At 65.1% G+C, this 23,581-nt stretch carries 16 protein-coding genes; 15 read left to right on the forward strand and 1 reads right to left on the reverse strand.

What is annotated here, in order from left to right:
• Window positions 1–59 precede the first annotated feature (59 nt).
• The 15 genes from AZKH_RS10555 (at window position 60) to AZKH_RS10630 (ending at window position 15,155) form a co-directional block, all read left to right on the forward strand.
• The gene (locus AZKH_RS10555; protein WP_015435757.1) at window positions 60–344 is read left to right on the forward strand and encodes a ferredoxin protein; all 285 of its coding nucleotides are present in this window, start codon (window positions 60–62) and stop codon (window positions 342–344) included.
• A 40-nt stretch (window positions 345–384) separates the two neighbouring features.
• Window positions 385–684: a hypothetical protein gene (locus tag AZKH_RS10560; RefSeq protein WP_231874511.1), complete on the forward strand. Its 300-nt coding sequence runs from the start codon at window positions 385–387 to the stop codon at window positions 682–684.
• A 67-nt stretch (window positions 685–751) separates the two neighbouring features.
• On the forward strand, window positions 752–1,204 hold the full coding sequence (locus AZKH_RS10565; protein WP_015435759.1) for a GNAT family N-acetyltransferase: 453 nt from the start codon (window positions 752–754) through the stop codon (window positions 1,202–1,204).
• Between the two features lie 25 nt (window positions 1,205–1,229).
• On the forward strand, window positions 1,230–1,871 hold the full coding sequence (locus AZKH_RS10570; RefSeq protein ID WP_015435760.1) for a PHP domain-containing protein: 642 nt from the start codon (window positions 1,230–1,232) through the stop codon (window positions 1,869–1,871).
• 53 nt (window positions 1,872–1,924) lie between these two features.
• Window positions 1,925–4,474, forward strand: a complete 2,550-nt coding sequence (locus AZKH_RS10575) for an FAD-dependent oxidoreductase (RefSeq protein ID WP_304412657.1) — start codon at window positions 1,925–1,927, stop codon at window positions 4,472–4,474.
• A gap of 221 nt (window positions 4,475–4,695) precedes the next feature.
• Window positions 4,696–5,475 carry an enoyl-CoA hydratase/isomerase family protein gene (locus AZKH_RS10585; RefSeq protein WP_015435763.1) on the forward strand — a complete coding sequence of 260 codons (780 nt, stop codon included), beginning with the start codon at window positions 4,696–4,698 and terminating at the stop codon, window positions 5,473–5,475.
• A gap of 150 nt (window positions 5,476–5,625) precedes the next feature.
• A complete protein-coding gene (had, locus tag AZKH_RS10590) occupies window positions 5,626–6,693 on the forward strand; it encodes a 6-hydroxycyclohex-1-ene-1-carbonyl-CoA dehydrogenase (RefSeq protein ID WP_015435764.1) in 1,068 nt (355 codons plus the stop codon).
• Window positions 6,694–6,730: 37 nt separating this feature from the next.
• Complete coding sequence (oah, locus tag AZKH_RS10595) at window positions 6,731–7,861, forward strand: 6-oxocyclohex-1-ene-1-carbonyl-CoA hydratase (RefSeq protein WP_015435765.1); 1,131 nt, start codon at window positions 6,731–6,733, stop codon at window positions 7,859–7,861.
• A gap of 155 nt (window positions 7,862–8,016) precedes the next feature.
• Window positions 8,017–8,763 (forward strand): SDR family NAD(P)-dependent oxidoreductase, encoded by a 747-nt coding sequence (locus tag AZKH_RS10600; RefSeq protein ID WP_041657188.1) that lies wholly within the window; start codon window positions 8,017–8,019, stop codon window positions 8,761–8,763.
• 50 nt (window positions 8,764–8,813) lie between these two features.
• Entirely contained in the window at window positions 8,814–10,415 is a 1,602-nt protein-coding gene (locus tag AZKH_RS10605) for a benzoate-CoA ligase family protein (protein ID WP_015435767.1), read from the forward strand.
• A 61-nt stretch (window positions 10,416–10,476) separates the two neighbouring features.
• A complete protein-coding gene (locus AZKH_RS10610; RefSeq protein WP_015435768.1) occupies window positions 10,477–11,664 on the forward strand; it encodes an ABC transporter substrate-binding protein in 1,188 nt (395 codons plus the stop codon).
• A 175-nt stretch (window positions 11,665–11,839) separates the two neighbouring features.
• Window positions 11,840–12,700 carry a branched-chain amino acid ABC transporter permease gene (locus AZKH_RS10615; RefSeq protein ID WP_015435769.1) on the forward strand — a complete coding sequence of 287 codons (861 nt, stop codon included), beginning with the start codon at window positions 11,840–11,842 and terminating at the stop codon, window positions 12,698–12,700.
• A gap of 2 nt (window positions 12,701–12,702) precedes the next feature.
• The gene (locus AZKH_RS10620; RefSeq protein WP_015435770.1) at window positions 12,703–13,692 is read left to right on the forward strand and encodes a branched-chain amino acid ABC transporter permease; all 990 of its coding nucleotides are present in this window, start codon (window positions 12,703–12,705) and stop codon (window positions 13,690–13,692) included.
• A complete protein-coding gene (locus tag AZKH_RS10625; RefSeq protein WP_015435771.1) occupies window positions 13,685–14,446 on the forward strand; it encodes an ABC transporter ATP-binding protein in 762 nt (253 codons plus the stop codon). The genes AZKH_RS10620 and AZKH_RS10625 overlap by 8 nt, the downstream gene beginning before the upstream one ends.
• A complete protein-coding gene (locus AZKH_RS10630; protein WP_015435772.1) occupies window positions 14,439–15,155 on the forward strand; it encodes an ABC transporter ATP-binding protein in 717 nt (238 codons plus the stop codon). The genes AZKH_RS10625 and AZKH_RS10630 overlap by 8 nt, the downstream gene beginning before the upstream one ends.
• Before the next feature lie 92 nt (window positions 15,156–15,247).
• On the opposite strand, the gene AZKH_RS27265 is transcribed toward AZKH_RS10630, so the two are convergent.
• Window positions 15,248–23,545, reverse strand: a complete 8,298-nt coding sequence (locus AZKH_RS27265) for an Ig-like domain-containing protein (RefSeq protein ID WP_015435773.1) — start codon at window positions 23,543–23,545, stop codon at window positions 15,248–15,250.
• Between the last annotated feature and the right edge of the window lie 36 nt (window positions 23,546–23,581).

Raw genomic sequence — 23,581 nt, forward strand, 5'->3', positions numbered from 1 at the left:
GCCGGGAGTCGCGGCGCGAGCCGCCTCCCGGTCCCGGAGGCAAACCAAGGAGCACCGACATGATCGCGAACTACGGCTACAAGGACGGTTCCGGCGAGTACTACATCAGCATCGACACGGACAAGTGCATCGACTGTGCCGCCGAGCGGGCCTGTCTGACGGCGTGCCCGAAGAACATGTTCGAAATCATCACCGACGACTACGACGACGAAGTGGCGTGGGTGAAGAAGGAATGCACGCGCGCGCTGGCCTATGACTGCGCCGGATGCAAGCCGGCAGCCGGCTACACGAGCCTGCCCTGTGCCAGCGCTTGCACCCCCGGCGCGATCAAGCACTCCTGGTAAGGGGGCGGCCACCATGCGGGCAATGTTCGAGGGTTCGGCGATGAGCGCAAAGAAGACGATTCCGATCAAGCTCGCGGGGGCGACCTCGCGCGAAGAGGACGTCGAGGATCGGCTGCTTCGCGAGGGCTGGAAGCGCTTGACGACGATCGGTGAGCCGCGCCTGTCCGAAATCGCCGAGGCGTACCGCGGCATGGGCTTCGAGGTGCACGTCGAGAGCTACAAGACCGAAGGCGACGGTTGCACGAGCTGCCTCGATGCCGATCAGGAGATGGGGAAGGTGATCGGCACGGTCTATACGCGTCGCGCGGCAGTCGTGCAGAAGGACGACGAGTTGTTCTGAATCGAATGGCATCCGGTGCGCGCGTCGGGTGCGGCGCCGGACACAAGACATCACAGGAGAATGACAAATGGCGGATCAGAAGCGCGTAATGCGGGTGCTGAAAAAGGATGACCTGAATGCGATCGTCGAGATCGATGCCGCGGGTTCGAAGCAGAACCGTCGCGACTACTACGAGCGCAAGCTGGAACTGATCCTGAACCCGAAGCACAACATCAACTCGTCGCTGGTGTGCGAGATCGACGGCAAGGTCGCCGGTTTCGTGATGGGCGACGTGTATTTCGGCGAGTTCGGTATTCCCGAATCGACGGCCACGATCGACACGATCGGCGTCGATCCGCGCTTTCAGAACCGTGGCATCGCGAGCGAGCTGCTCGATCAGTTCATGATGAACATGAAGGCCGCGGGCGTGAAGAAGGTGTACACGCTGGTGAACTGGGACGACTTCGCGCTGGAGAAATTCTTCTCCCGCCAGCGCTTCTCGCCGTCCAAGCGCATCAACCTCGAATACACGGTTGCCTGACCGACCGGCGCGCGGAGTCCGTCCCATGTGGATCGATTGCCATTGCCATACCAAGCACTCCTACGACAACTGGCTGGAGCCGGTGGACCTCGTCCGCCGCGCCAAGGCGCTGGGGCTCGATGGGGTGTGCATCACCGAGCATTACTCGTATGAGGCCTCGTTCCCCGTGGAGCAGGTGGGGCGCGATGAGGGGCTGCTGGTGCTGCGCGGGGTGGAGATCGCGACCGACCGGGGACACATGCTGGCGTATGGCGTCGAAGACGACGGTTGGAACATCTGGGGGCGGGATAACTACCTCCCGATGAATGACGTCATCGAGCATATCAACCGCATCGGCGGAATCTGCGTGCCGGCCCATCCGTTCCGCGAGGTCGGCGTGGCCAGCCTGCTACATGGCCTGCTGGACCTCAGCGGGATCGCCGCCGTGGAAACACACAACGGCGGGAATCTGGACAGCGACAACGATCTCGCGATCTCTGCCGCGCAGCACATGCGCCTGCCCGCGCTGGGCGGCAGCGATTGCCACAAGACGGCTGCGGTCGGGCGGTGCGCGACCTGGTTTTCGCAGCCGGTAATGGACATCGCGAGCTTCATCGCCGCGGTGCGTGCCGGGGCCTGCCGGGGAAGCTATTACCCGGGCTACGGGCAACTTGCGCAGGCCGCTTAGGCCGCGCCCCCGTGGAAGTCGGGTTGAGAGCAGAAGAAAGGGACGAGAGAGACATGGAAGCCGCACAGACATCGGAAATCAGGTGGTGGAAGGCAGCAAAGCCGGCTGGAATGGCCGAGTTCGGGGCGCCGGTGAAGCTCACGATCGACGGCGTCGAGGTCGAAGCGCCCGAGGGGGCTTCGGTGCTCAATGCCGCGACGGCCGCGGGCCTCTATATTCCGGCGCTGTGCGCGCATCCCGACCTTCCTCCTGCCGGCCAGCGCGGTGCCGGTGACGGCGGCTGCAACCTGTGCATGGTCGAGATCGATGGCATCGACGGGGTCGTGAAAGCCTGTTCGACGACGGTCACGGCTGGCATGACGGTGACGACGAAGTCGCCCGCGATCCAGGAAGTTCGCCAGGCCAATCTCGCGAAGGTCCTCGGGCCGCATCCGCATGTCTGCCTGACCTGTCCGCAGCGCGACGGCTGTTCGCGCTCGCAGTGTTCCTACGGCAACCCCCAGGAAACGCGTTGCTGCACGATCTTCTCGTCCTGTGAGCTGCGCAAGATTTCCGACTACATCGGCATTCCGAACACGACGCCGCCGTACAAACCGGTTCAGCTGCCGATCATCAAGAACGAACCCTTCTTCGATCGCGACTACAACCTCTGTATCGACTGCCGTCGTTGCCTCGTTGCCTGTAACGACGTGCGCGGCGTGGGCTGTCTCGAGGTGAAGGAAGTCGAGACGGCTCAGGGCAAGCGAACTTACGTCGGCACGATCGCGCCGACGCTGATCGAATCGGGCTGTACTTTCTGTCAGGCCTGCGTGACCGTGTGTCCGACCGGCGCGCTGATGGACCGCACGCTCGACCCGGCCAAGCGCGAGGAGTCGATGGTGCCGTGCAGGAACGCCTGTCCGGCCGGGATTGACGTGCCGCGCTACGTGCAGCTTGCGGCCGAGGGGAAGTACGGCGAGGCGATTGCCGTGGTGCGTGAGAAGTTGCCGTTCCCCGGCATCCTTGGGCGTGCCTGCTTTGCAATGTGCGAGTCGGCCTGCCGCCGCAAGGATCTCGACGATCCGCTGTCGATCCGCAATCTGAAGCGCATCGCCGCGGACAACGACACCGGCCTGTGGCGCGAGCATGCGAAGATGCTGCCCGCGACGGGCAAGAAGGCGGCGGTGATCGGTGCGGGGCCGGCCGGGCTCACGGTGGCCTACTACCTGGCAAAGCAAGGCCATGCAGTGACGATCTTTGACGCTCAGCCGGCGGCGGGCGGCATGGCGCGCTACGGCATTCCGTCCTATCGCGTGCCGGCGGAAGTGATCGACAACGAGGTCGCGGAAGTGTCGGCGCTGGGTGTCGAGTTCCGCTTCGGCACGAAGGTCGAGAACGTCGATACGCTCTTCAGCGATGGCTACGGCGCAGTCTTTATCGGCATCGGCGCCCAAGGCGGCGACCGGCTCGGCATTCCGGGCGACGACCTGCCCGGCGTGACCGACAGCCCGACTTACCTGAAGGCCGTAACGATGGGCCTGGTAAATACGCCCGACGGCATCCAGACCGGCAAGAAGGTGGCAGTGATCGGCGGCGGTAACGTCGCGACCGACAACGCGCGCAGCTCGCGTCGTTTCGGAGCCGAGGTCGACATGGTGTATCGCCGCACTCGCGAGGAGATGCCGGCGCGCCTTGATGAGTTCGAGGGCTGCGTGGAGGAGGGCGTGAATATCCGCTACTTGCTCGCGCCGAAGAAGATCGAGGCGGGGAGCAACGGGAGCCGCTTGCAGATCACGTACGCGAAGATGGCGCTGGGCGAGGCAGATGCTTCGGGGCGGCGCCGTCCGGTCGAGACGGGCGAGGAGGTCGTCGAGAGCGTCGATCTCGTGATCGGGGCCATCGGCCAGTATCCGAAGCGTTTCGAGGGGTTCGGCGTCGAGACGGACCGCAAGGGGCGCATCACGGTGCGCGAGGATTCGATGCTGACGAGCCGGCCTGGCGTGTATGCCGGGGGCGACTGCGTGCTCGGGCCTTCGACGCTGATCGAGTCGGTCGCCCAGGGGCGCATTGCAGCCTCCGCGATGGACAAGGCGCTCGGCGGTGACGGCGACATCTCGGAAGTGCTGTTGCGCGACGGCTGGGAGACCAACCCGCGCATCGGTCGCAAGGACGGCTTCAATACGACGCGCAAGTTCCACCCGATCATGTTGGCGCCCGAGAAGCGCACCGGTTGGGACGAGGTCGAGCTGGGTTTCGACGACGCGACGGCACGGGCGGAGGCGGCGCGCTGCTTCAAGTGCAACCTCGCGCCGAAGATCGCCGACGCGATCCTGCCGCCGGAGAGTTCGCTGAAATTTGACGAGGCGACGATCGCTTCCGTGCCGACCGAGGCGGGGGTATTCCAGCTGCTCGACGGCGACAAGAACGTGCTGATGATCAAGGGCGTTGAGAACCTGCGCGAGGGGCTGATGGAGCAGCTCGAGCGTGGCGGAGAGGCGACGAACTTCGTGTTCGAGGAAGCGGCGATGTTCACGTCGCGGGAGAGCCAGATGATCCAGGCCTACCTGCAGCAGTACGGAAAGATGCCGGACGGCGGGTCGGACGAGCTGGACGATCTGTTCTGAGGAGCGCGCGATGGGACAGGTGATCGATTTCTGGACGGCGGAAGAGGTCCGCCCGGCCGTGAAGCCGGAAGCGAAATGCCGGTGCAGCAACTGCGGAGCGGACTTGTGGCACATCCGCTGCGATGGGGAAGTGTGTTGTGCGGACTGTGATGCGGTGTGTCCGTACCGGCTGCAGATGAAGAACGAAAGCTGAATCGAATAACAGGGACACGGGAGACACCATGAGTAATGCGCAATTCCAGTTCATCACCTACGGCGTGGCCGAAGGCCTCGCGACGCTGACGATCAACCGGCCGCCGTTCAACGTGCTCGACATCCCGACGATGGAGGAGATGAACGTCGCGCTGGACCAGTGTCTGGCGGACGCGAGCGTGAAGTTGCTGATGGTCACCGGGGCGGGCGAGAAGGCGTTCTCGGCGGGCGTGGAGGTCGCGGATCACACGCCGGACAAGGTCGATCGGATGATCGAAGTGTTCCATGGGCTTTTCCGCCGGATGCAGCAGTTGCCGATTCCGACGCTTGCGGCGGTGAATGGCGTGGCGCTCGGCGGCGGAATGGAGGTGGCGATTGCGTGCGACATGATCGTCGCGGCGGCGAACGCGAAGTTCGGTCAGCCGGAGATCAAGTTGGCGGTGTTTCCGCCGATCGCGGCGGTGTTGTTGCCGCGGCTGGTGCCGCCGGCTCGGGCGCTGGAACTGCTCCTCGGCGGCGAGAACATCGGGGCCGAGGAGGCGAAGGCGATCGGGTTGGTGAATCGGGTGTTTGCGAAGGAGACCTTTGCGGCGGATGTGCAGGGGTTTGTGGCGCCTTTCCTGGGGCTGAGTCGGGCGGCGTTGGCGAGTACGCGGAAGACGATTCGGGCGGTGGCGGATAAGCCGTTCGGGGCTGCGCTCGATACCGCCGAGAACATTTACCTGAATGAATTGATGGGGACTGCGGACGCGAAGGAGGGGCTGGCGGCCTTTCTGGAGAAGCGGAAGCCGGTTTGGCGGGATTGCTGATTGATGGTGATTCGCCCCCCGACGAGGCGTGTTCCGCGCCTCGTTGGCGCAAGCGGACGCCTCGGCACGAAACACGCCTCATCGGGGGGCTGCGCCGTGCCAGCCTGGATGAGTGCGGGAATTGATGACATTCGATAGGGGAGATGAAGCGTGATTCCGGAATATATCGATACCTGGCAGATGACCGAGCCGGGCAAGTTGCAGAAGACCCGCGTGCCGATGCCCGAGCTGGGGCCGGGCGACGTGGTGGTGAAGATCGCCGGCTGCGGTGTGTGCCATACCGACCTGTCGTATTTCTACATGGGCGTACCGACGGTGCAGAAGCCGCCGCTGTCGCTGGGGCATGAGATCTCGGGCGTGGTGATCGGCGGCGAGCCGTCGATGATCGGCAAGGAAGTGATCGTGCCGGCGGTGATTCCCTGTGGGGAATGCGAGCTGTGTCACACCGGACGCGGCAATCGCTGTCTGTCGCAAAAGATGCCGGGCAATTCGATGGGGATCTACGGCGGTTATTCGAGCCACATCGTCGCGCAGTCGAAGTATTTGTGCGTGGTCGAGAACCGCGGCAGCACGCCGCTCGAACATCTGGCGGTTGTGGCCGACGCGGTGACGACCCCGTATCAGGCCGCTGTGCGCGCCGACCTGAAGAAGGATGATCTCGTGATCGTCATCGGGGCCGCGGGCGGTGTCGGCAGCTTCATGGTGCAGACCGCGAAGGGCATGGGCGCTAAGGCCGTGATCGGTATCGACATCAACGAAGAGAAGTTGATGATGATGCAGGACTTCGGTGCCGATTTCGTCATCAACCCGAAGGACAAGAGCGCGAAGGACGTCAAGGAGCTTTTCAAGGGCTTCTGCAAGGAGCGCGGCCTGCCGTCGAACTACGGCTGGAAGATCTTCGAGGTCACGGGCAGCAAGCCGGGGCAGGAGCTCGCGCTGTCGCTGCTGTCCTTCACCGGCAAGCTGGTGATCGTCGGCTACGGCACGGCGGAGACGAGCTACATGCTCTCGAAGCTGATGGCTTTCGATGCCGAAATCATCGGCACCTGGGGCTGCCCGCCGGACCGCTACGCGGCCGTGCGCGACATGTGCCTCGACGGCCGCATCAAGCTCGGCCCCTTCGTCGAGACCCGTCCGATGAGCCAGATCGAGCAAGTGTTCGACGAGGCGCACCACGGAAAACTGAAGCGACGCGTCATCCTGACGCCCGATTTCTGATCACGCACCCATCCCATAAAGAAACAGGAGACATCTCATGGCACTCGACTGGCTGCGCCGCGACAACCACCTCAAGGATCACTCGCTGCTCGACGAAGGGCATTTCGGCACGGAAGCGCCGTCTGTAATCTTCGAGAAGCGCCCCGTGACGGATCCGCAGGGCAATCAGGTTCCCGGGCTGTACGCCGCGTGGATCATCCTGAATAACCCGACGCAGTACAACTCCTACACGACCGAGATGGTCAAGGCCGTAATCGCGGGCTTTCAGCGCGCCTCGTCGGACCGCGACGTGGTCGCGGCCGTGTTCACCGCGGTCGGCGACAAGGCCTTCTGCACCGGCGGCAACACCGCCGAATACGCCGCCTACTACTCCCGCCGCCCGAACGAGTACGGCGAGTATATGGACCTCTTCAATGCGATGGTCGACGGCATCCTGAACTGCAAGAAGCCGGTGATCTGCCGCGTCAATGGCATGCGCGTCGGCGGCGGTCAGGAGATCGGCATGGCGACCGACATCACGATCACGTCCGACATGGCGGTGTTCGGCCAGGCGGGCCCGAAGCATGGCAGCGCGCCGGACGGCGGCTCGACCGACTTCCTGCCGTGGATGTTGAACATGGAAGACGCGATGTACAACTGCATCTCGTGCGAGCCGTGGAGCGCGTACAAGATGAAGGCGAAGAACCTTGTCACCAAGGTCGTGCCGGTTCTGAAGAAGGACGGTCAGTGGGTGCGCAACCCGCTGGTGCGCACTGACGCCTACGTCGATGACGGTGAGCTGGTGTATGGCGAGTCCGTCTCCGCCGAGCAGGCGAAGGCTGCGAAGGATCTGATCGGGCAATGCACGACGGACTTCTCGAAGCTCGACGAAGCGGTCAATGCGTTGGTGTGGAAGTTCACCAACTTGTTCCCGCACTGCCTGATGAAGTCGATCGACGGCATCCGCGGCAAGAAGAAGTTCTTCTGGGACCAGTTCAAGCTCGCGAATCGTCACTGGCTGGCCGCCAACATGAACCACGAGGCGTGGCTCGGCTTCACCGCCTTCGACAGCAAGAAGCAGACGGGTAAGGACGTCATCGACTTCATCAAGTACCGCCAGCTGATCGCTGAAGGCGCAATGTTCGACGAGAACTTCGCCGAGCAGGTCCTTCCGAAGCCGAAGGCCTGACGCCGCGGTGCATTCAGTTTCATAAAGTCTCTCCCTTCCCGGGGTGGCGGACGCGGCATCGGCCGTTTTCCTCCCACCCCGGCCTTTTCTGAAGTGGGGGGGCATTGCAGTTCACTGGCGGCGCGATTGTCGCCATGCAGCAGAAGGGGACTGACATGCAGTTGAAGGACAGGGTTGCAGTCGTGACCGGTGCGGGGCAGGGCATCGGCGCAGCGGTCGCGAAGGCCTATGGGCGTGAGGGAGCGAAGGTTGCGGTAATCGATCTCGACCAGGCGACTGCGGACCGCGTGGCCGGGCAGATCGTCGAGGCCGGGGGGCAGGCGATCGGTGTAGCGTGCAACGTCGCGGATCGCGCTCAGGTCGACGCAATGGCCGCGAAGGTCAACGCCGAGTGGGGACGCATCGACATCCTCGTCAATAACGCCGGCATCACGCGTACGGCGATGCTCAACAAGATGACGCCCGACCAATGGCAACAGGTGCTCGGGGTGCATCTCACCGGCGCATTCAACTGCCTCCAGGCGGTGGTTGGCGGGATGATCGAGCGCCAGTACGGCCGGATCATCTACGTGACTTCTACCGCCGGGGTGCTGGGCACCATCGGGCAGATCAACTACAGCGCGGCCAAGGCCGGCATCCTGGGGATGACGAAGAGCACCGCCAAGGAGCTCGCGCGCTACAACATCACGGCGAACGCGATCGCGCCGGGGGCGGCGACGCCGATGACCGAGACGATCCGCACCGATGATCGCTTCAAGGAGAAATACCTCGACCGCATTCCGCTCGGACGCTGGGCGGAGCCCGAGGAAATCACGCCGGTGTTCGTGTTCTTCGCGTCGGACGCGTCGAGCTACGTCACCGGGCAGGTGCTGGCGGCGGACGGCGGGATGACGATCCACTAGAGATCACACCGCAGCGCAGGCCGGCTCGGAGAAACCAGGAGGAGGAGCAAATGGCGGAACTCAGCGTCGCGGATCACAGTGTCAGCCCACCGCGAATCACCATCCCGCGCGAATACAACGCGGCGCACGACCTAATCGAGCGCAACCTGCGCGCGGGGCGCGGCGACAAGACGGCGGTGATCGACCAGTCGGGCAGCTACACCTACGCGCAACTTGCCGAACGGGTCGATCGCTTCGCGCATGCACTGGGCGAACTCGGCATCCGAATGGAAGAGCGGGTGCTGTTGTGCCTGCTCGATACCATCGACTTTCCCACGGCCTTTCTCGGCTGTATCAAGGCAGGCGTGGTGCCGATTCCGGTCAACACGCTTCTGACCGCGTCGGACTACACCTACATGCTGCGCGACAGCCGTGCGCGCGCGCTGGTCGTGTCGTCGGTGCTGCTGCCGGCCTTTTCGACGGCGATCGAATCCAGCCCCTTCGTGAAGAACGTCGTCGTATCGGGCGGCGATGCGGGGACGCGCGGCGGGCATCTCGATTTCGCCGAACTCGTCGCGTCGCCGCGTCCGCCTTTCGAGCCCGCGCCGACCTGTGCGGACGACGCCTGTTTCTGGCTCTACTCGTCGGGCTCGACCGGCGCGCCGAAAGGCACGGTGCATCTGCATTCGAGCCTCATCAATACGGCGGAACTCTACGCACGGCCCGTCCTCGGCGTGCGTGAGGACGACGTGGTGTTCTCGGCGGCGAAGCTGTTCTTCGCCTACGGGCTGGGCAACGGCCTGACCTTTCCGTTCTCGGTCGGTGCGACGGCGGTGCTGATGGCCGAACGTCCGACGCCGGCGGCGGTGTTCCGCGTGCTGCGCGAACACCAGCCGACGATCTACTGCGGCGTGCCGACGCTCTATGCGTCGATGCTCGCGAGCCCCGAGCTGCCGGGGCGTGAGGAGCTGTCGATCCGCCGTTGCGCCTCTGCGGGCGAGGCCTTGCCCGCAGAGGTCGGCAAGCGCTGGACGGAGCATTTCGGCGTCGAGATCCTCGATGGGCTCGGGTCGACCGAGATGCTGCACATCTTCCTGTCGAACCGGGCCGGCGAGGTTCACTACGGCACGAGCGGCAGACCGGTGCCAGGTTACGAGCTGCGGTTGATCGGCGACGACGGGCACGAAGTCGGGCCGGGCGAGCCGGGCGAGTTGCAGGTGCGGGGTCCAACGAGTGCGGCCCTGTACTGGAACAACCGCACGAAGAGCCGCGAGACCTTCGTCGGCCAATGGACGCGCAGCGGCGACAAGTACACACAGGATGCGGACGGCAACTACGTGTATTCCGGCCGCAACGACGACATGCTCAAGGTCGGCGGCATCTACGTGTCGCCGATCGAGGTCGAGTCGGCGCTGATCACCCACAACGCCGTGCTTGAGGCCGCGGTGGTGGGGAAGGCCGACGAGGATGGGCTGATCAAGCCGCTCGCCTTCGTCGTGCTGAAGCCTGGGCAGGGGCCGTCGAAGTCGCTCGCGGATGAATTGAAGTTGCATGTGAAGTCGAAGCTCGCGCCGTACAAGTATCCGCGCTGGCTCGAGTTCGTCGACGAGTTGCCGAAGACCGCGACCGGAAAGATCCAGCGATTCAAGCTGCGGTCCTTGTCGACGGCGTAGAACCCCGCAGCACAACCAGAACCAGAGCCGCACAAGCGGCCATCCACTGGAGGAGTGTCAAATGAAGCAAGGTTTCAATCGCCGTGATTTCCTGCTGTCCAGCGCCGGCCTTGCCGGCGGTCTTGCCCTGCCTTCGGCGCCGCTTTTCGCTCAGTCCGCGAAGAAGATCCGCGTCGGGTTGATGTTGCCGTACACCGGTACCTATGCCTCGTTGGGTACCGCCATCACCAACGGCTTCAAGCTTGCCGTCGATCAGGGAGGCGGCAAGCTCGGGGGGCGGGAGATCGAGTATTTCACCGTGGACGACGAGTCCGATCCGGCCAAGGCGCCAGAGAACGCCAACAAGCTCGTCAAGCGCGACAATGTCGGCCTTCTGATCGGCACCGTCCATTCCGGTGTCGCGCTCGCAATGACGCGCGTCGCCCGTGAAAACAATACCTTGCTGATCGTCCCGAACGCCGGCGCGGACGAGATCACCGGGCCGCTCTGTGCGCCGAACATCTTTCGCACCTCCTTCTCCGCGTGGCAGCCGGCGTACGCGATGGGGCAGGTGATGGCGGATCGCAAGCACAAGAACGTCGTCACGCTGAGCTGGAAGTATGCCTTCGGCGAGCAGTCGGTCGCGGGCTTCAAGGAGGCCTTCGAGAAAGCGGGCGGTAAGGTCGTGAAGGAGATGTATCTGCCCTTCCCGAATGTCGAGTTCCAGCCCTATCTGACCGAGATCGCGGCGCTGAAGCCGGATGCGGTGTTTGTGTTCTTCGCCGGTGGCGGCGCGGTCAAGTTCGTGAAGGACTACGACGCGGCGGGATTGAAGAAGTCGATCCCGCTTTACGGTTCGGGCTTCCTCACTGACGGCACACTCGAGGCTCAGGGCGAATCCGCCGACGGAATCATGACGACGTTGCACTACGCGGACGGGCTGGATCTTGCGAAGGACAAGGCCTTCCGGACTGCCTATGCGATGACCTTCAAGAGCCAGCCGGACGTTTACGCCGTGCAGGGCTATGACGCGGCGCAACTGTTCGGCGCGGGGCTTGCGACCGTGGGCGGCGACGTGAGCAAGCGTGCGGAGCTCATCAAGGCGATGGAATCGGCGACGATCGACAGTCCGCGCGGACGCTTCACTCTGTCGAAGGCCCACAACCCGGTGCAGGACATCTACCTGAGAAAGGTGGAGGCGAAGCAGAACAAATTGGTGACTGTCGCCGCGAAGGCACTCGCGGATCCGGCGCGCGGCTGCCGGATGTAATCGGGTCTGGGAAACGGCGGGGCGCGTTCGCCGCGCCCATTACAGGGGGTGGGCGCGTTACCTGCGAGTCCGGCCCCGCCGTCACCCTACTCGACACGCTTGTGCGGTGCGTGCCTCGGTGCGCGCCGCGGTTGCACTCGCACCCCGGGCGCATCGCGCCTGCAAGGACATCGCCATGGAAACATTCCTGATCCAGCTGCTGAACGCGCTGCAGTACGGCTTGCTGCTCTTCCTGGTCGCAAGCGGACTGACGCTGATCTTCGGCATCATGGGTATCATCAACCTCGCGCACGGCAGCTTCTACATGATGGGCGCCTACATGGCGTTCTCGCTGACGGCGCTCACCGACAACCTCTTGATCGCGGTCGTGCTCGGCATCGCGCTCAGCGCGCTGATCGGTTTCCTCCTCGAATGGGGACTCTTCAGCAAGCTCTACAAACGCGACCACCTCGACCAGGTGCTGCTGACCTACGGCCTGATCCTGATGTTCGAGGAACTGCGCAGCATGATCGTCGGCGACGAGGTGCACGGCCTCGGCATCCCCGCGCTGTTGTCGGCCTCGATCCCGCTCAACGAGACCTTGAGCTATCCGGTATATCGGCTCTTCATCTCCGGCGTGTGCATTGCACTGGCATCGCTGATGTACTGGCTGATCCGCTACACGCGACTCGGCATGATGATCCGCGCGGGCAGCTCCAACCGGGAGATGGTGCAGGCGCTCGGCATCAACATCGACCTGATCTACCGCATCGTGTTCGGGCTCGGCGTGACGCTGGCGGCGCTGGCGGGGATGCTCGCGGCGCCCGTGTCGTCCGTGTATCCGGGCATGGGCAACCAGGTGTTGATCATCTGCTTCGTCGTCGTCGTGATCGGCGGGGTCGGCTCGGTGTGGGGGGCGTTCGTCGCGGCGGTGCTGATCGGCCTGGCCGATACTTTCGGCAAGGTTCTCGTGCCCGATTACGCCGGCCTTTCCGTCTATGTATTGATGGCTGCGGTGCTGCTGTGGCGGCCCGAAGGCATCTTCCGGAGGATCTGACGATGCCCCCCATTACACCTGCCGCCGCAAAGAAAGTGCGGAGCTACCTGCCGCTCGTGCTGCTTGTGCTGGCGCTGTTTCCGGTGTTCGGCTCGAGCTATTACAACGAGCTGGTCGCGAAGATCATGATCATGACGATCTTCGCGATGAGCCTGGACCTGCTGGTCGGCTTCACCGGCCTTGTGAGCTTCGGCCACGCCGCGTTCTTTGGCGTCGCCGCCTACAGCGTCGTGCTGCTGTCGCCGAAGTACGATCCGGGGAGCCTGTGGCTGGTGCTGCCTGCGGCGGTGCTCACCGGTGCGGCGGTCGCCTTCGTCGTGGGGCTCTTCGTGCTGCGGACGAAGGGCATCTACTTCATCATGGTGACGCTCGCGTTCGCGCAGATGATCTACTTCATCTTCCACGATTCGCCGTTGGGCGGCGGCTCCGACGGAGTGTTCCTCAACGTGAAGCCGGAGCTCAGGATCGGCGAGACGCTGCTCCTCGATCTCGGCTCGCCGATGCAGTTCTACTACGTCGTGCTCGCTGCGCTCGTCGTCTGCTATGTGTTCCTGCGCGTGCTGCTGCGCTCGCCGCTGGGGCATGCGCTGGCGGGCATCAAGAGCAACGAGCACCGCATGCTGTCGCTCGGCTTCCCGGTGTTCCTCTACAAGCTCGCGGGCTTTGTTACGGCGGGTGGCTTGGCGGGGCTCGCGGGCTTCTTGTCCGCCTGCCAGTTCGGCTTCGTGACGCCCGAGATCCTATCCTGGCACCACTCGGGCAACGTGCTGCTGATGGTGATCCTCGGCGGCCTCGGCACGCTCAACGGCGCGGCGATCGGCGCGTTTGCCTTCGTCGTGCTGCAGGAGGTGTTTTCGTCGGTGACCAAGCACTGGCAGTTCCTGATGGGCGCGGTGATCGTCACGGTCGTGATGGTGCTGCCGGGCGGGCTGTCAAGCCTGCCCCGTCGCCTGAAGGGCCTGCTGATCGGGGGAGGGAACCAGAATGGATGAACTCGTACTGGCTGCCCGCGGGCTGTCGCGCCGCTTCGGGGGCCTCTTCGCGAACAAGGACGTCTCGCTCGACCTGCATCGCGGCAAGCTGCACGCGGTGCTGGGACCGAACGGGGCGGGCAAGTCGACGTTGATCAACCTGCTGTCGGGCGACCTGCCGCCGTCGGAAGGGCAGATCCTGCTTCGCGACGAAGACATTTCCGGTTGGAGCCCCGACAAACGCTCGCGCGCCGGCATCGGCCGCAGCTACCAGCGCACCAACATCTTCCCGGGCTTTACGGTGTTCGAGAACTGCCGCCTCGCCGCGCAATCGCGTGTGCCTCGCGCCCTGCGGATCCTGTCGAAGGCCGTGTCCTATGCGGACCTGAATGAGACCGCGGACCGTGCGCTGGAGCAGGCGGGCCTAGCCGAACGGCGCGACGTCGTCGCCGGCACACTGAGTCACGGCGAGCAGCGCCAGCTCGAGATCGCGATGGTGCTCGCGACCTCGCCGTCCGTGCTGTTGCTCGACGAGCCGCTCGCGGGCATGGGGCCCGAGGAGTCGCAGGCGATGGTCGCGCTGCTGAAGAGGCTCGCGCCGGAGCACGCGATCCTGCTCGTCGAACACGATATGGACGCGGTGTTCGCTGTCGCCGATGTCATCACCGTGATGGTGACCGGGCAAGTCCTCGAAAGCGGACCGCCGGAGCAGATCCGCGAAAGCATCGCAGTGCAGGAAGCCTATCTGGGCGCGGGGGAGAACGACGATGAGTGAAGTACTTCTGGAAGCCGAAGGGCTGCATACCTTCTACGGTAGCAGCCACATCCTGCACGGCATCGACTTCTCCGTGCGCCGCGGCGAAACGCTCGGCCTGATGGGCCGCAACGGCATGGGCAAGACGACGCTGATCCGCAGCCTGCTCGGCCACGTCCGCCCGCGGCATGGGCGGGTCGTCGTGCGCGGCAAGACAATGACGGGCGCGGCACCCTACATGGTTGCGCGCAAGGGCATCGCGTATGTGCCCGAAGGGCGGGGCATCTTCCCGAACCTGTCGGTGCGCGAGAACCTGATCATGGCGGCGAAACCGGGCGTCGACGGGCGGCGCGACTGGACCTACCAGCGTGTGCTCGACACCTTCCCGCGGCTCGGCGAGCGGCTCACGAACGGCGGCGGGCAGCTCTCGGGCGGCGAGCAGCAGATGCTGACGATTGGCCGTGCGCTGATGACGAACCCGGATCTGCTGATCCTCGACGAGGCGACTGAGGGGCTCGCACCGCTGATTGCGAAGGAGATCTGGTACATCGTCCGCCAGATCCGCGCGACCGGCATTGCGACGATCGTCATCGACAAGAATCACGTGGCGGTGACGTCGATTTCGGATCGGAATGTGATTCTGGTGAAAGGGAAGGTTGCGCATGAGGCGACGAGCGAGGAACTTCGCGCCAATCCCGAACTGCTGCACAAACACCTGGGCGTGAGCTAACGTCCGAGTGGCATATTGCTTCGGTGCAAAAAAGCTCGGCCGCCGACGGCTCGCAAGGAGCACGTCGGCGGCCGGTTCTGCATCCCAGTTCGTCAGAGAACCCGGATGTCGTTGTTGTCGAAGGTGTCGGCCGCGTTGGTGAGGGTGATGGTCGCCACCAGCGTCCGGCCTGCCGCGCTGCCGCCATCGGCATCGTAGTAGAGGTTGCCGGTGGTGCTGTCGTAGATCACGTGGATGCCGCCTCCGACCGTATCGCCAGCACCTCCACCGTTACTCGTGGTGAATTCGGAGGCTGCGAGCGTTGAACCACTTGACGTGGAGAGCGCTCTAAAGGTGCCCAAGGACAGCTCGACGACGTCACCGGCGATGCCGGACGCGTTGAAGTCAGTGATCGTATCCACCGCGTTCGGTGCGGAGTTGAACACGAAGGTGTCACTGCCGCTACCGCCTGTGAGGATATCGGCTCCGTCTCCGCCGACGAGGCGATCATTGCCGCCGTCGCCGTTGATCGTGTCATTTCCACCGCCTCCGCGAAGCTCGTCTGCAGAAGTGGACCCGGTTATCGCATCGCCGAATGCCGTGCCGATCACGCCCTCGAAGTTCTTATAAGAATCGGTACCGAGCCCCGTCGCGCTGAAGCTTGTGGTCGAAGAGCTTTGGATCAGCGTGAAATTGATGAATCCGGTCGCGTCGGAGAAATCGAGCAGATCACTTCCTCCGGCGCCGTCGAGCGTGTCGTTGCCGCCACCACCGCGGATGATGTCGTTTGCGGAGCTGCCGGTGATCGTGTCCGAATTGTTGGTTCCAATGACCCCTTCAATGTTGCGGTAGGTGTCGGTTCCGAGGCCCGTCGAGGCCGGGGTATTGAAGTTTGTGTCGGTGCTGGATTGACTAAGTGTGAAGTTGAGGCCATTGGTGCCAGCAGTGTCCGAGAAATCTATCAGATCCTCCGATCCCGCTCCCCCATCAATATTGTCGTTGCCTGCCCCCCCGCGCAAGACATCATTGCCGGAGCCTCCGTTGAGCGCGTCATTATTGTTTCCGCCCACCAACAAATCGGATCCTGCATTTCCGTTCAGGGCGTCATTGCCGTCACCTCCGACTAGGACGGACTGAAATGGACCATCGGTCAGAGTGTCACCGCCGGATTTTCCGTCTAGATAGGATGCTTGGTAGGTGCCGGCCGATGTAAGGTCAACAGTGTCTGCAGTGTTGCCGTTGGAAACTGAGCGGATATCAATAGTGACCGTGGCGGTCGTGCTGCCACCAGCGCTGTCAGAAACCGTGTACTGGAAGCTGCCAGCTGTAGCGCCAGCGGTGCTTCCGGTCGTGAAGCTGATAGTGCCGTCAGCATTCAGGCTCAGGCCGGAAATGCCGCTGGCGCCGCTCACGTTTGTAATGGAGAGTGCCGCGCCGTCGATATCGGTGTCGTTGCCCAACAGCGCACTGGTGGAGATGGTCGCAGATGTGTTGGTTGTGACGATTAGCTTGTCAGCTACCGTGACGGGGGCATCGTTGACCGGTAACAGGTTGAACGACTCGGTGGCTGCGATGCTGCCGCCGTGGCCGTCGGTGACGTTGTAGCCCAGCGTCACGGCGCCGTTGTAATTCACGGCGGGCGTGATCGTGAAAGTGCCGTTGCCGTTGTCGACGACCGAGCCGTGGTTGGCGGTGAGGCCGGACACGGAGAGCGTGTCGCCATCGACGTCGGTGAAGCCGGCGAGCAGGTTGGCGGCAGTGACCGTGTAGGCGGTGTCTTCGGTGCCGCTCGCGAGGGTGGCCTGGGTGCCGGTGAGGGTTGGCGCGTCGTTGACCGCGGCGAGGTTGAATGACTCGGTGGCTGCGATGCTGCCGCCGTGGCCGTCGGTGACGTTGTAGGCCAGCGTCACGGCGCCGTTGTAATTCGCGGCGGGCGTGATCGTGAAGGTGCCGTTGCCGTTGTCGACGACCGAGCCGTGGTTGGCGGTGAGGCCGGACACGGAGAGCGTGTCGCCATCGACGTCGGTGAAGCCGGCGAGCAGGTTGGCGGCAGTGACCGTGTAGGCGGTGTCTTCGGTGCCGCCCGCGAGGGTGGCCTGGGTGCCGGTGAGGGTTGGCGCGTCGTTGACCGCGGCGAGGTTGAATGACTCGGTGGCTGCGATGCTGCCGCCGTGGCCGTCGGTGACGTTGTAGGCCAGCGTCACGGCGCCGTTGTAATTCGCGGCGGGCGTGATCGTGAAGGTGCCGTTGCCGTTGTCGACGACCGAGCCGTGGTTGGCGGTGAGGCCGGACACGGAGAGCGTGTCGCCATCGACGTCGGTGAAGCCGGCGAGCAGGTTGGCGGCAGTGACCGTGTAGGCGGTGTCTTCGGTGCCGCCCGCGAGGGTGGCCTGGGTGCCGGTGAGGGTTGGCGCATCGTTGGAGCCGGTGATGGTGACGGTGGCGGTCTTGGTCACGACGCCGCCGTGGCCGTCATCGACGGTGTAGGCGAAGCTGTCGGTGGCGGTCTCGCCCGCGGCCAGGTGCTCGAACTGGCCGTTCTGATCGTAGCTGAAGGTGCCGTCGCCGTTGTTGGTGACGGCGCCGACGGTGCCGGTGGTGTCGATCGAGAAGCTGTGGCCGTCGCTCGTGTCGGCGTCGGTGAAGCTCGCGGCGAGCGTCGCGGCCGGGCCGTTCTCGGCGGCGCCGGTGCTGATGTCGCTGACGACCGGCGCATCGTTGGAGCCGGTGATGGTGACGGTGGCGGTCTTGGTCACGACGCCGCCGTGGCCGTCATCGACGGTGTAGGCGAAGCTGTCGGTGGCGGTCTCGCCCGCGGCCAGGTGCTCGAACTGGCCGTTCGGATCGTAGCTGAAGGTGCCGTCGCCGTTGTTGGTGACGGCGCCGACGGTGCCGGTGGTGTCGATCGAGAAGCTGTGGCCGTCGCTCGTGTCGGCGTCGGTGAAGCTCGCGGCGAGCGTCGCGGCCGGGCCGTTCTCGGCGGCGCCGGTGCTGATGTCGCTGACGACCGGCGCATCGTTGGAGCCGGTGATGGTGACGGTGGCGGTCTTGGTCACGACGCCGCCGTGGCCGTCATCGACGGTGTAGGCGAAGCTGTCGGTGGCGGTCTCGCCCACGGCCAGGTGCTCGAACTGGCCGTTCGGATCGTAGCTGAAGGTGCCGTCGCCGTTGTTGGTGACGGCGCCGACGGTGCCGGTGGTGTCGATCGAGAAGCTGTGGCCGTCGCTCGTGTCGGCGTCGGTGAAGCTCGCGGCGAGCGTCGCGGCCGGGCCGTTCTCGGCGGCGCCGGTGCTGATGTCGCTGACGACCGGCGCATCGTTGGAGCCGGTGATGGTGACGGTGGCGGTCTTGGTCACGACGCCGCCGTGGCCGTCATCGACGGTATAGGCGAAGCTGTCGGTGGCGGTCTCGCCCGCGGCCAGGTGCTCGAACTGGCCGTTCTGATCGTAGCTGAAGGTGCCGTCGCCGTTGTTGGTGACGGCGCCGACGGTGCCGGTGGTGTCGATCGAGAAGCTGTGGCCGTCGCTCGTGTCGGCGTCGGTGAAGCTCGCGGCGAGCGTCGTGGCCGGGCCGTTCTCGGCGGCGCCGGTGCTGATGTCGCTGACGACCGGCGCATCGTTGGAGCCGGTGATGGTGACGGTGGCGGTCTTGGTCACGACGCCGCCGTGGCCGTCATCGACGGTATAGGCGAAGCTGTCGGTGGCGGTCTCGCCCGCGGCCAGGTGCTCGAACTGGCCGTTCGGATCGTAGCTGAAGGTGCCGTCGCCGTTGTTGGTGACGGCGCCGACGGTGCCGGTGGTGTCGATCGAGAAGCTGTGGCCGTCGCTCGTGTCGGCGTCGGTGAAGCTCGCGGCGAGCGTCGCGGCCGGGCCGTTCTCGGCGGCGCCGGTGCTGATGTCGCTGACGACCGGCGCATCGTTGGAGCCGGTGATGGTGACGGTGGCGGTCTTGGTCACGACGCCGCCGTGGCCGTCATCGACGGTGTAGGCGAAGCTGTCGGTGGCGGTCTCGCCCACGGCCAGGTGCTCGAACTGGCCGTTCGGATCGTAGCTGAAGGTGCCGTCGCCGTTGTTGGTGACGGCGCCGACGGTGCCGGTGGTGTCGATCGAGAAGCTGTGGCCGTCGCTCGTGTCGGCGTCGGTGAAGCTCGCGGCGAGCGTCGCGGCCGGGCCGTTCTCGGCGGCGCCGGTGCTGATGTCGCTGACGACCGGCGCATCGTTGGAGCCGGTGATGGTGACGGTGGCGGTCTTGGTCACGACGCCGCCGTGGCCGTCATCGACGGTGTAGGCGAAGCTGTCGGTGGCGGTCTCGCCCACGGCCAGGTGCTCGAACTGGCCGTTCGGATCGTAGCTGAAGGTGCCGTCGCCGTTGTTGGTGACGGCGCCGACGGTGCCGGTGGTGTCGATCGAGAAGCTGTGGCCGTCGCTCGTGTCGGCGTCGGTGAAGCTCGCGGCGAGCGTCGCGGCCGGGCCGTTCTCGGCGGCGCCGGTGCTGATGTCGCTGACGACCGGCGCATCGTTGGAGCCGGTGATGGTGACGGTGGCGGTCTTGGTCACGACGCCGCCGTGGCCGTCATCGACGGTGTAGGCGAAGCTGTCGGTGGCGGTCTCGCCCGCGGCCAGGTGCTCGAACTGGCCGTTCGGATCGTAGCTGAAGGTGCCGTCGCCGTTGTTGGTGACGGCGCCGACGGTGCCGGTGGTGTCGATCGAGAAGCTGTGGCCGTCGCTCGTGTCGGCGTCGGTGAAGCTCGCGGCGAGCGTCGCGGCCGGGCCGTTCTCGGCGGCGCCGGTGCTGATGTCGCTGACGACCGGCGCATCGTTGGAGCCGGTGATGGTGACGGTGGCGGTCTTGGTCACGACGCCGCCGTGGCCGTCATCGACGGTGTAGGCGAAGCTGTCGGTGGCGGTCTCGCCCACGGCCAGGTGCTCGAACTGGCCGTTCGGATCGTAGCTGAAGGTGCCGTCGCCGTTGTTGGTGACGGCGCCGACGGTGCCGGTGGTGTCGATCGAGAAGCTGTGGCCGTCGCTCGTGTCGGCGTCGGTGAAGCTCGCGGCGAGCGTCGCGGCCGGGCCGTTCTCGGCGGCGCCGGTGCTGATGTCGCTGACGACCGGCGCATCGTTGGAGCCGGTGATGGTGACGGTGGCGGTCTTGGTCACGACGCCGCCGTGGCCGTCATCGACGGTATAGGCGAAGCTGTCGGTGGCGGTCTCGCCCGCGGCCAGGTGCTCGAACTGGCCGTTCGGATCGTAGCTGAAGGTGCCGTCGCCGTTGTTGGTGACGGCGCCGACGGTGCCGGTGGTGTCGATCGAGAAGCTGTGGCCGTCGCTCGTGTCGGCGTCGGTGAAGCTCGCGGCGAGCGTCGCGGCCGGGCCGTTCTCGGCGGCGCCGGTGCTGATGTCGCTGACGACCGGCGCATCGTTGGAGCCGGTGATGGTGACGGTGGCGGTCTTGGTCACGACGCCGCCGTGGCCGTCATCGACGGTGTAGGCGAAGCTGTCGGTGGCGGTCTCGCCCGCGGCCAGGTGCTCGAACTGGCCGTTCGGATCGTAGCTGAAGGTGCCGTCGCCGTTGTTGGTGACGGCGCCGACGGTGCCGGTGGTGTCGATCGAGAAGCTGTGGCCGTCGCTCGTGTCGGCGTCGGTGAAGCTCGCGGCGAGCGTCGCGGCCGGGCCGTTCTCGGCGGCGCCGGTGCTGATGTCGCTGACGACCGGCGCATCGTTGGAGCCGGTGATGGTGACGGTGGCGGTCTTGGTCACGACGCCGCCGTGGCCGTCATCGACGGTGTAGGCGAAGCTGTCGGTGGCGGTCTCGCCCGCGGCCAGGTGCTCGAACTGGCCGTTCGGATCGTAGCTGAAGGTGCCGTCGCCGTTGTTGGTGACGGCGCCGACGGTGCCGGTGGTGTCGATCGAGAAGCTGTGGCCGTCGCTCGTGTCGGCGTCGGTGAAGCTCGCGGCGAGCGTCGCGGCCGGGCCGTTCTCGGCGGCGCCGGTGCTGATGTCGCTGACGACCGGCGCATCGTTGGAGCCGGTGATGGTGACGGTGGCGGTCTTGGTCACGACGCCGCCGTGGCCGTCATCGACGGTATAGGCGAAGCTGTCGGTGGCGGTCTCGCCCGCGGCCAGGTGCTCGAACTGGCCGTTCGGATCGTAGCTGAAGGTGCCGTCGCCGTTGTTGGTGACGGCGCCGACGGTGCCGGTGGTGTCGATCGAGAAGCTGTGGCCGTCGCTCGTGTCGGCGTCGGTGAAGCTCGCGGCGAGCGTCGCGGCCGGGCCGTTCTCGGCGGCGCCGGTGCTGATGTCGCTGACGACCGGCGCATCGTTGGAGCCGGTGATGGTGACGGTGGCGGTCTTGGTCACGACGCCGCCGTGGCCGTCATCGACGGTGTAGGCGAAGCTGTCGGTGGCGGTCTCGCCCACGGCCAGGTGCTCGAACTGGCCGTTCGGATCGTAGCTGAAGGTGCCGTCGCCGTTGTTGGTGACGGCGCCGACGGTGCCGGTGGTGTCGATCGAGAAGCTGTGGCCGTCGCTCGTGTCGGCGTCGGTGAAGCTCGCGGCGAGCGTCGCGGCCGGGCCGTTCTCGGCGGCGCCGGTGCTGATGTCGCTGACGACCGGCGCATCGTTGGTGCCCGTGACGGTGATGGTGAGGGTCTGGATGTTCGAGTCGGCGCTGCCGTCGTTGGCCTTGAAGCTGACGACGACGTCCAGGGTGGCGCCGGCGGCGAGGTGGTCGTAGGCGCCGACTGTCGGGTCGAAGCTGTAGTGGCCGTCGGCGCCGAAGCTGAGGCCGGCCGGAGCGGGACCGCTGGTGAGGCTGTAGCTGAGCACGGCGCCGTCGTCGGCGTCGGTGGCACCGACCGAGCCGTGGATCACGGCACCGCCCTCGGTGGCGGCACCGGTGGCGACGGCTGCGACCGGGGCATCGTTGGTGCCGGTAAGCGTCACCGTAACCGTCTGCACAACCGTCCCGCCCGCTCCGTCACTGACGGTGACGTCATACTTTTGCACGACCGTCTGGCCAGCGGCGAGGTGGTCGAGGGCTCCGTCCGGAACGGTGAAATTCCAGCCAACCGTGGTGTTCGTGTCGTCGACAGAGCCGAGTGAAAAGGTGCCAACGTAGCCGGTTCCGCCGCCCTGGGCTGCGAAACTGGCGTTATGGACGCTACCGAAGTCGGCATCAGTAAAGTCGATGACGCCTGACTTGATATGGGTCGCGGTGTTTTCACCTGCAGCGCCGTCGGCAATTTCAGTGATGCCGCCCGTCGCAGTGGTCGTGGCGGCTGCCATCGTCGGACCCGAGTTCTTGACGCCGAGGAAATCGTTGTTGGTCAGGTCGTGCAGGCCGTTGAGCTTGATTGCGAGTTCCGGAGTGGAGGGGTTGCCGTTGATATCGGCATAGACGTAGGTGGCATTGTTGGCGACGTCCTTGACGAACCAGACGCCGTTTGCGGTGGCGGTGGTCCCGCCCCAGTTCAGGTCCGTGGTACCCAGAAGTTGGGTCAGATCGATCTTGTCCTGTTCGGCGACGGCGGCAATGTCCTTGACGCCCTTGAAGTCGGTGATGGTGTCCGGCGAGCCGTTCGCGGAGTCGGACCAGGAATCCAGGTCATCGTGGTCGTAACCATGGTGACGGTGTTCGTCGTCATGTTCATCCCGATCCTGGGCTCGGAGGCCGGCACTGAATGCGAAGTTGTCGGAACCGGCGCCGCCGGTCAGGATGTCGGTGCCGGTGCCGCCGACGAGGAGGTCGTCGCCCGCGCCGCCGTCGAGGCGGTCATTGGCGCCTTCGCCGAAGAGGCGATCATTTCCGCCTTCGCCGTACACGAGATCGTTGCCGTTTCCTGCGTAAATGTCGTCGTTGCCGCCGACCGGTCCGTTCGTGCCGTTGTCACCCCAGATCGTATCGTTGCCGTTGCCGGAATAGATGCGGTCATTGCCCACGGGCGAGGTGACGGTGCCTGCGCTCGCGTACGCGGCGTAGGTGTTGTAGCCGTCGCCATAGATGGTGTCGCTGCCGTTTTCCGATGTCGATTGGAAGCGGGTGGATGCGGTGCCGATGGCGTCGTCGCCGGAGCCGCCGTAGATTCGGTCCGCGCCGTTGCCGCCCGACAGTAGATCGTTGCCGGCGCCGCCGAAGAGCAGATCCTGGCCGTTGCCCCCGTCGATCGTGTCGTCGCCGTCGCCGCCTTCGAGGATATCGTTCCCGTTTTCGCCGAACAGCGTATCGTTTCCGGTGTCGCCGCTTACGACGTCATCGCCATTGCCGGCATAGACCGTGTCGTTGCCAGAGCCAGCGCTTACGGTATCGTTCCCGTTTCCCGAATTGACGATGTCGTCGCCTGCGCCGGCAATGATGGTGTCGGCGCCATTAGTGCCGTTCAGGGTGTCATCACCCGTGGTGCCGTTGATGGCCATGATCCTTCCCCTTTATCCAAATTGACTTGACACCGC

It is taken from the genome of Azoarcus sp. KH32C (assembly GCF_000349945.1).
Lineage (GTDB): Bacteria > Pseudomonadota > Gammaproteobacteria > Burkholderiales > Rhodocyclaceae > Aromatoleum.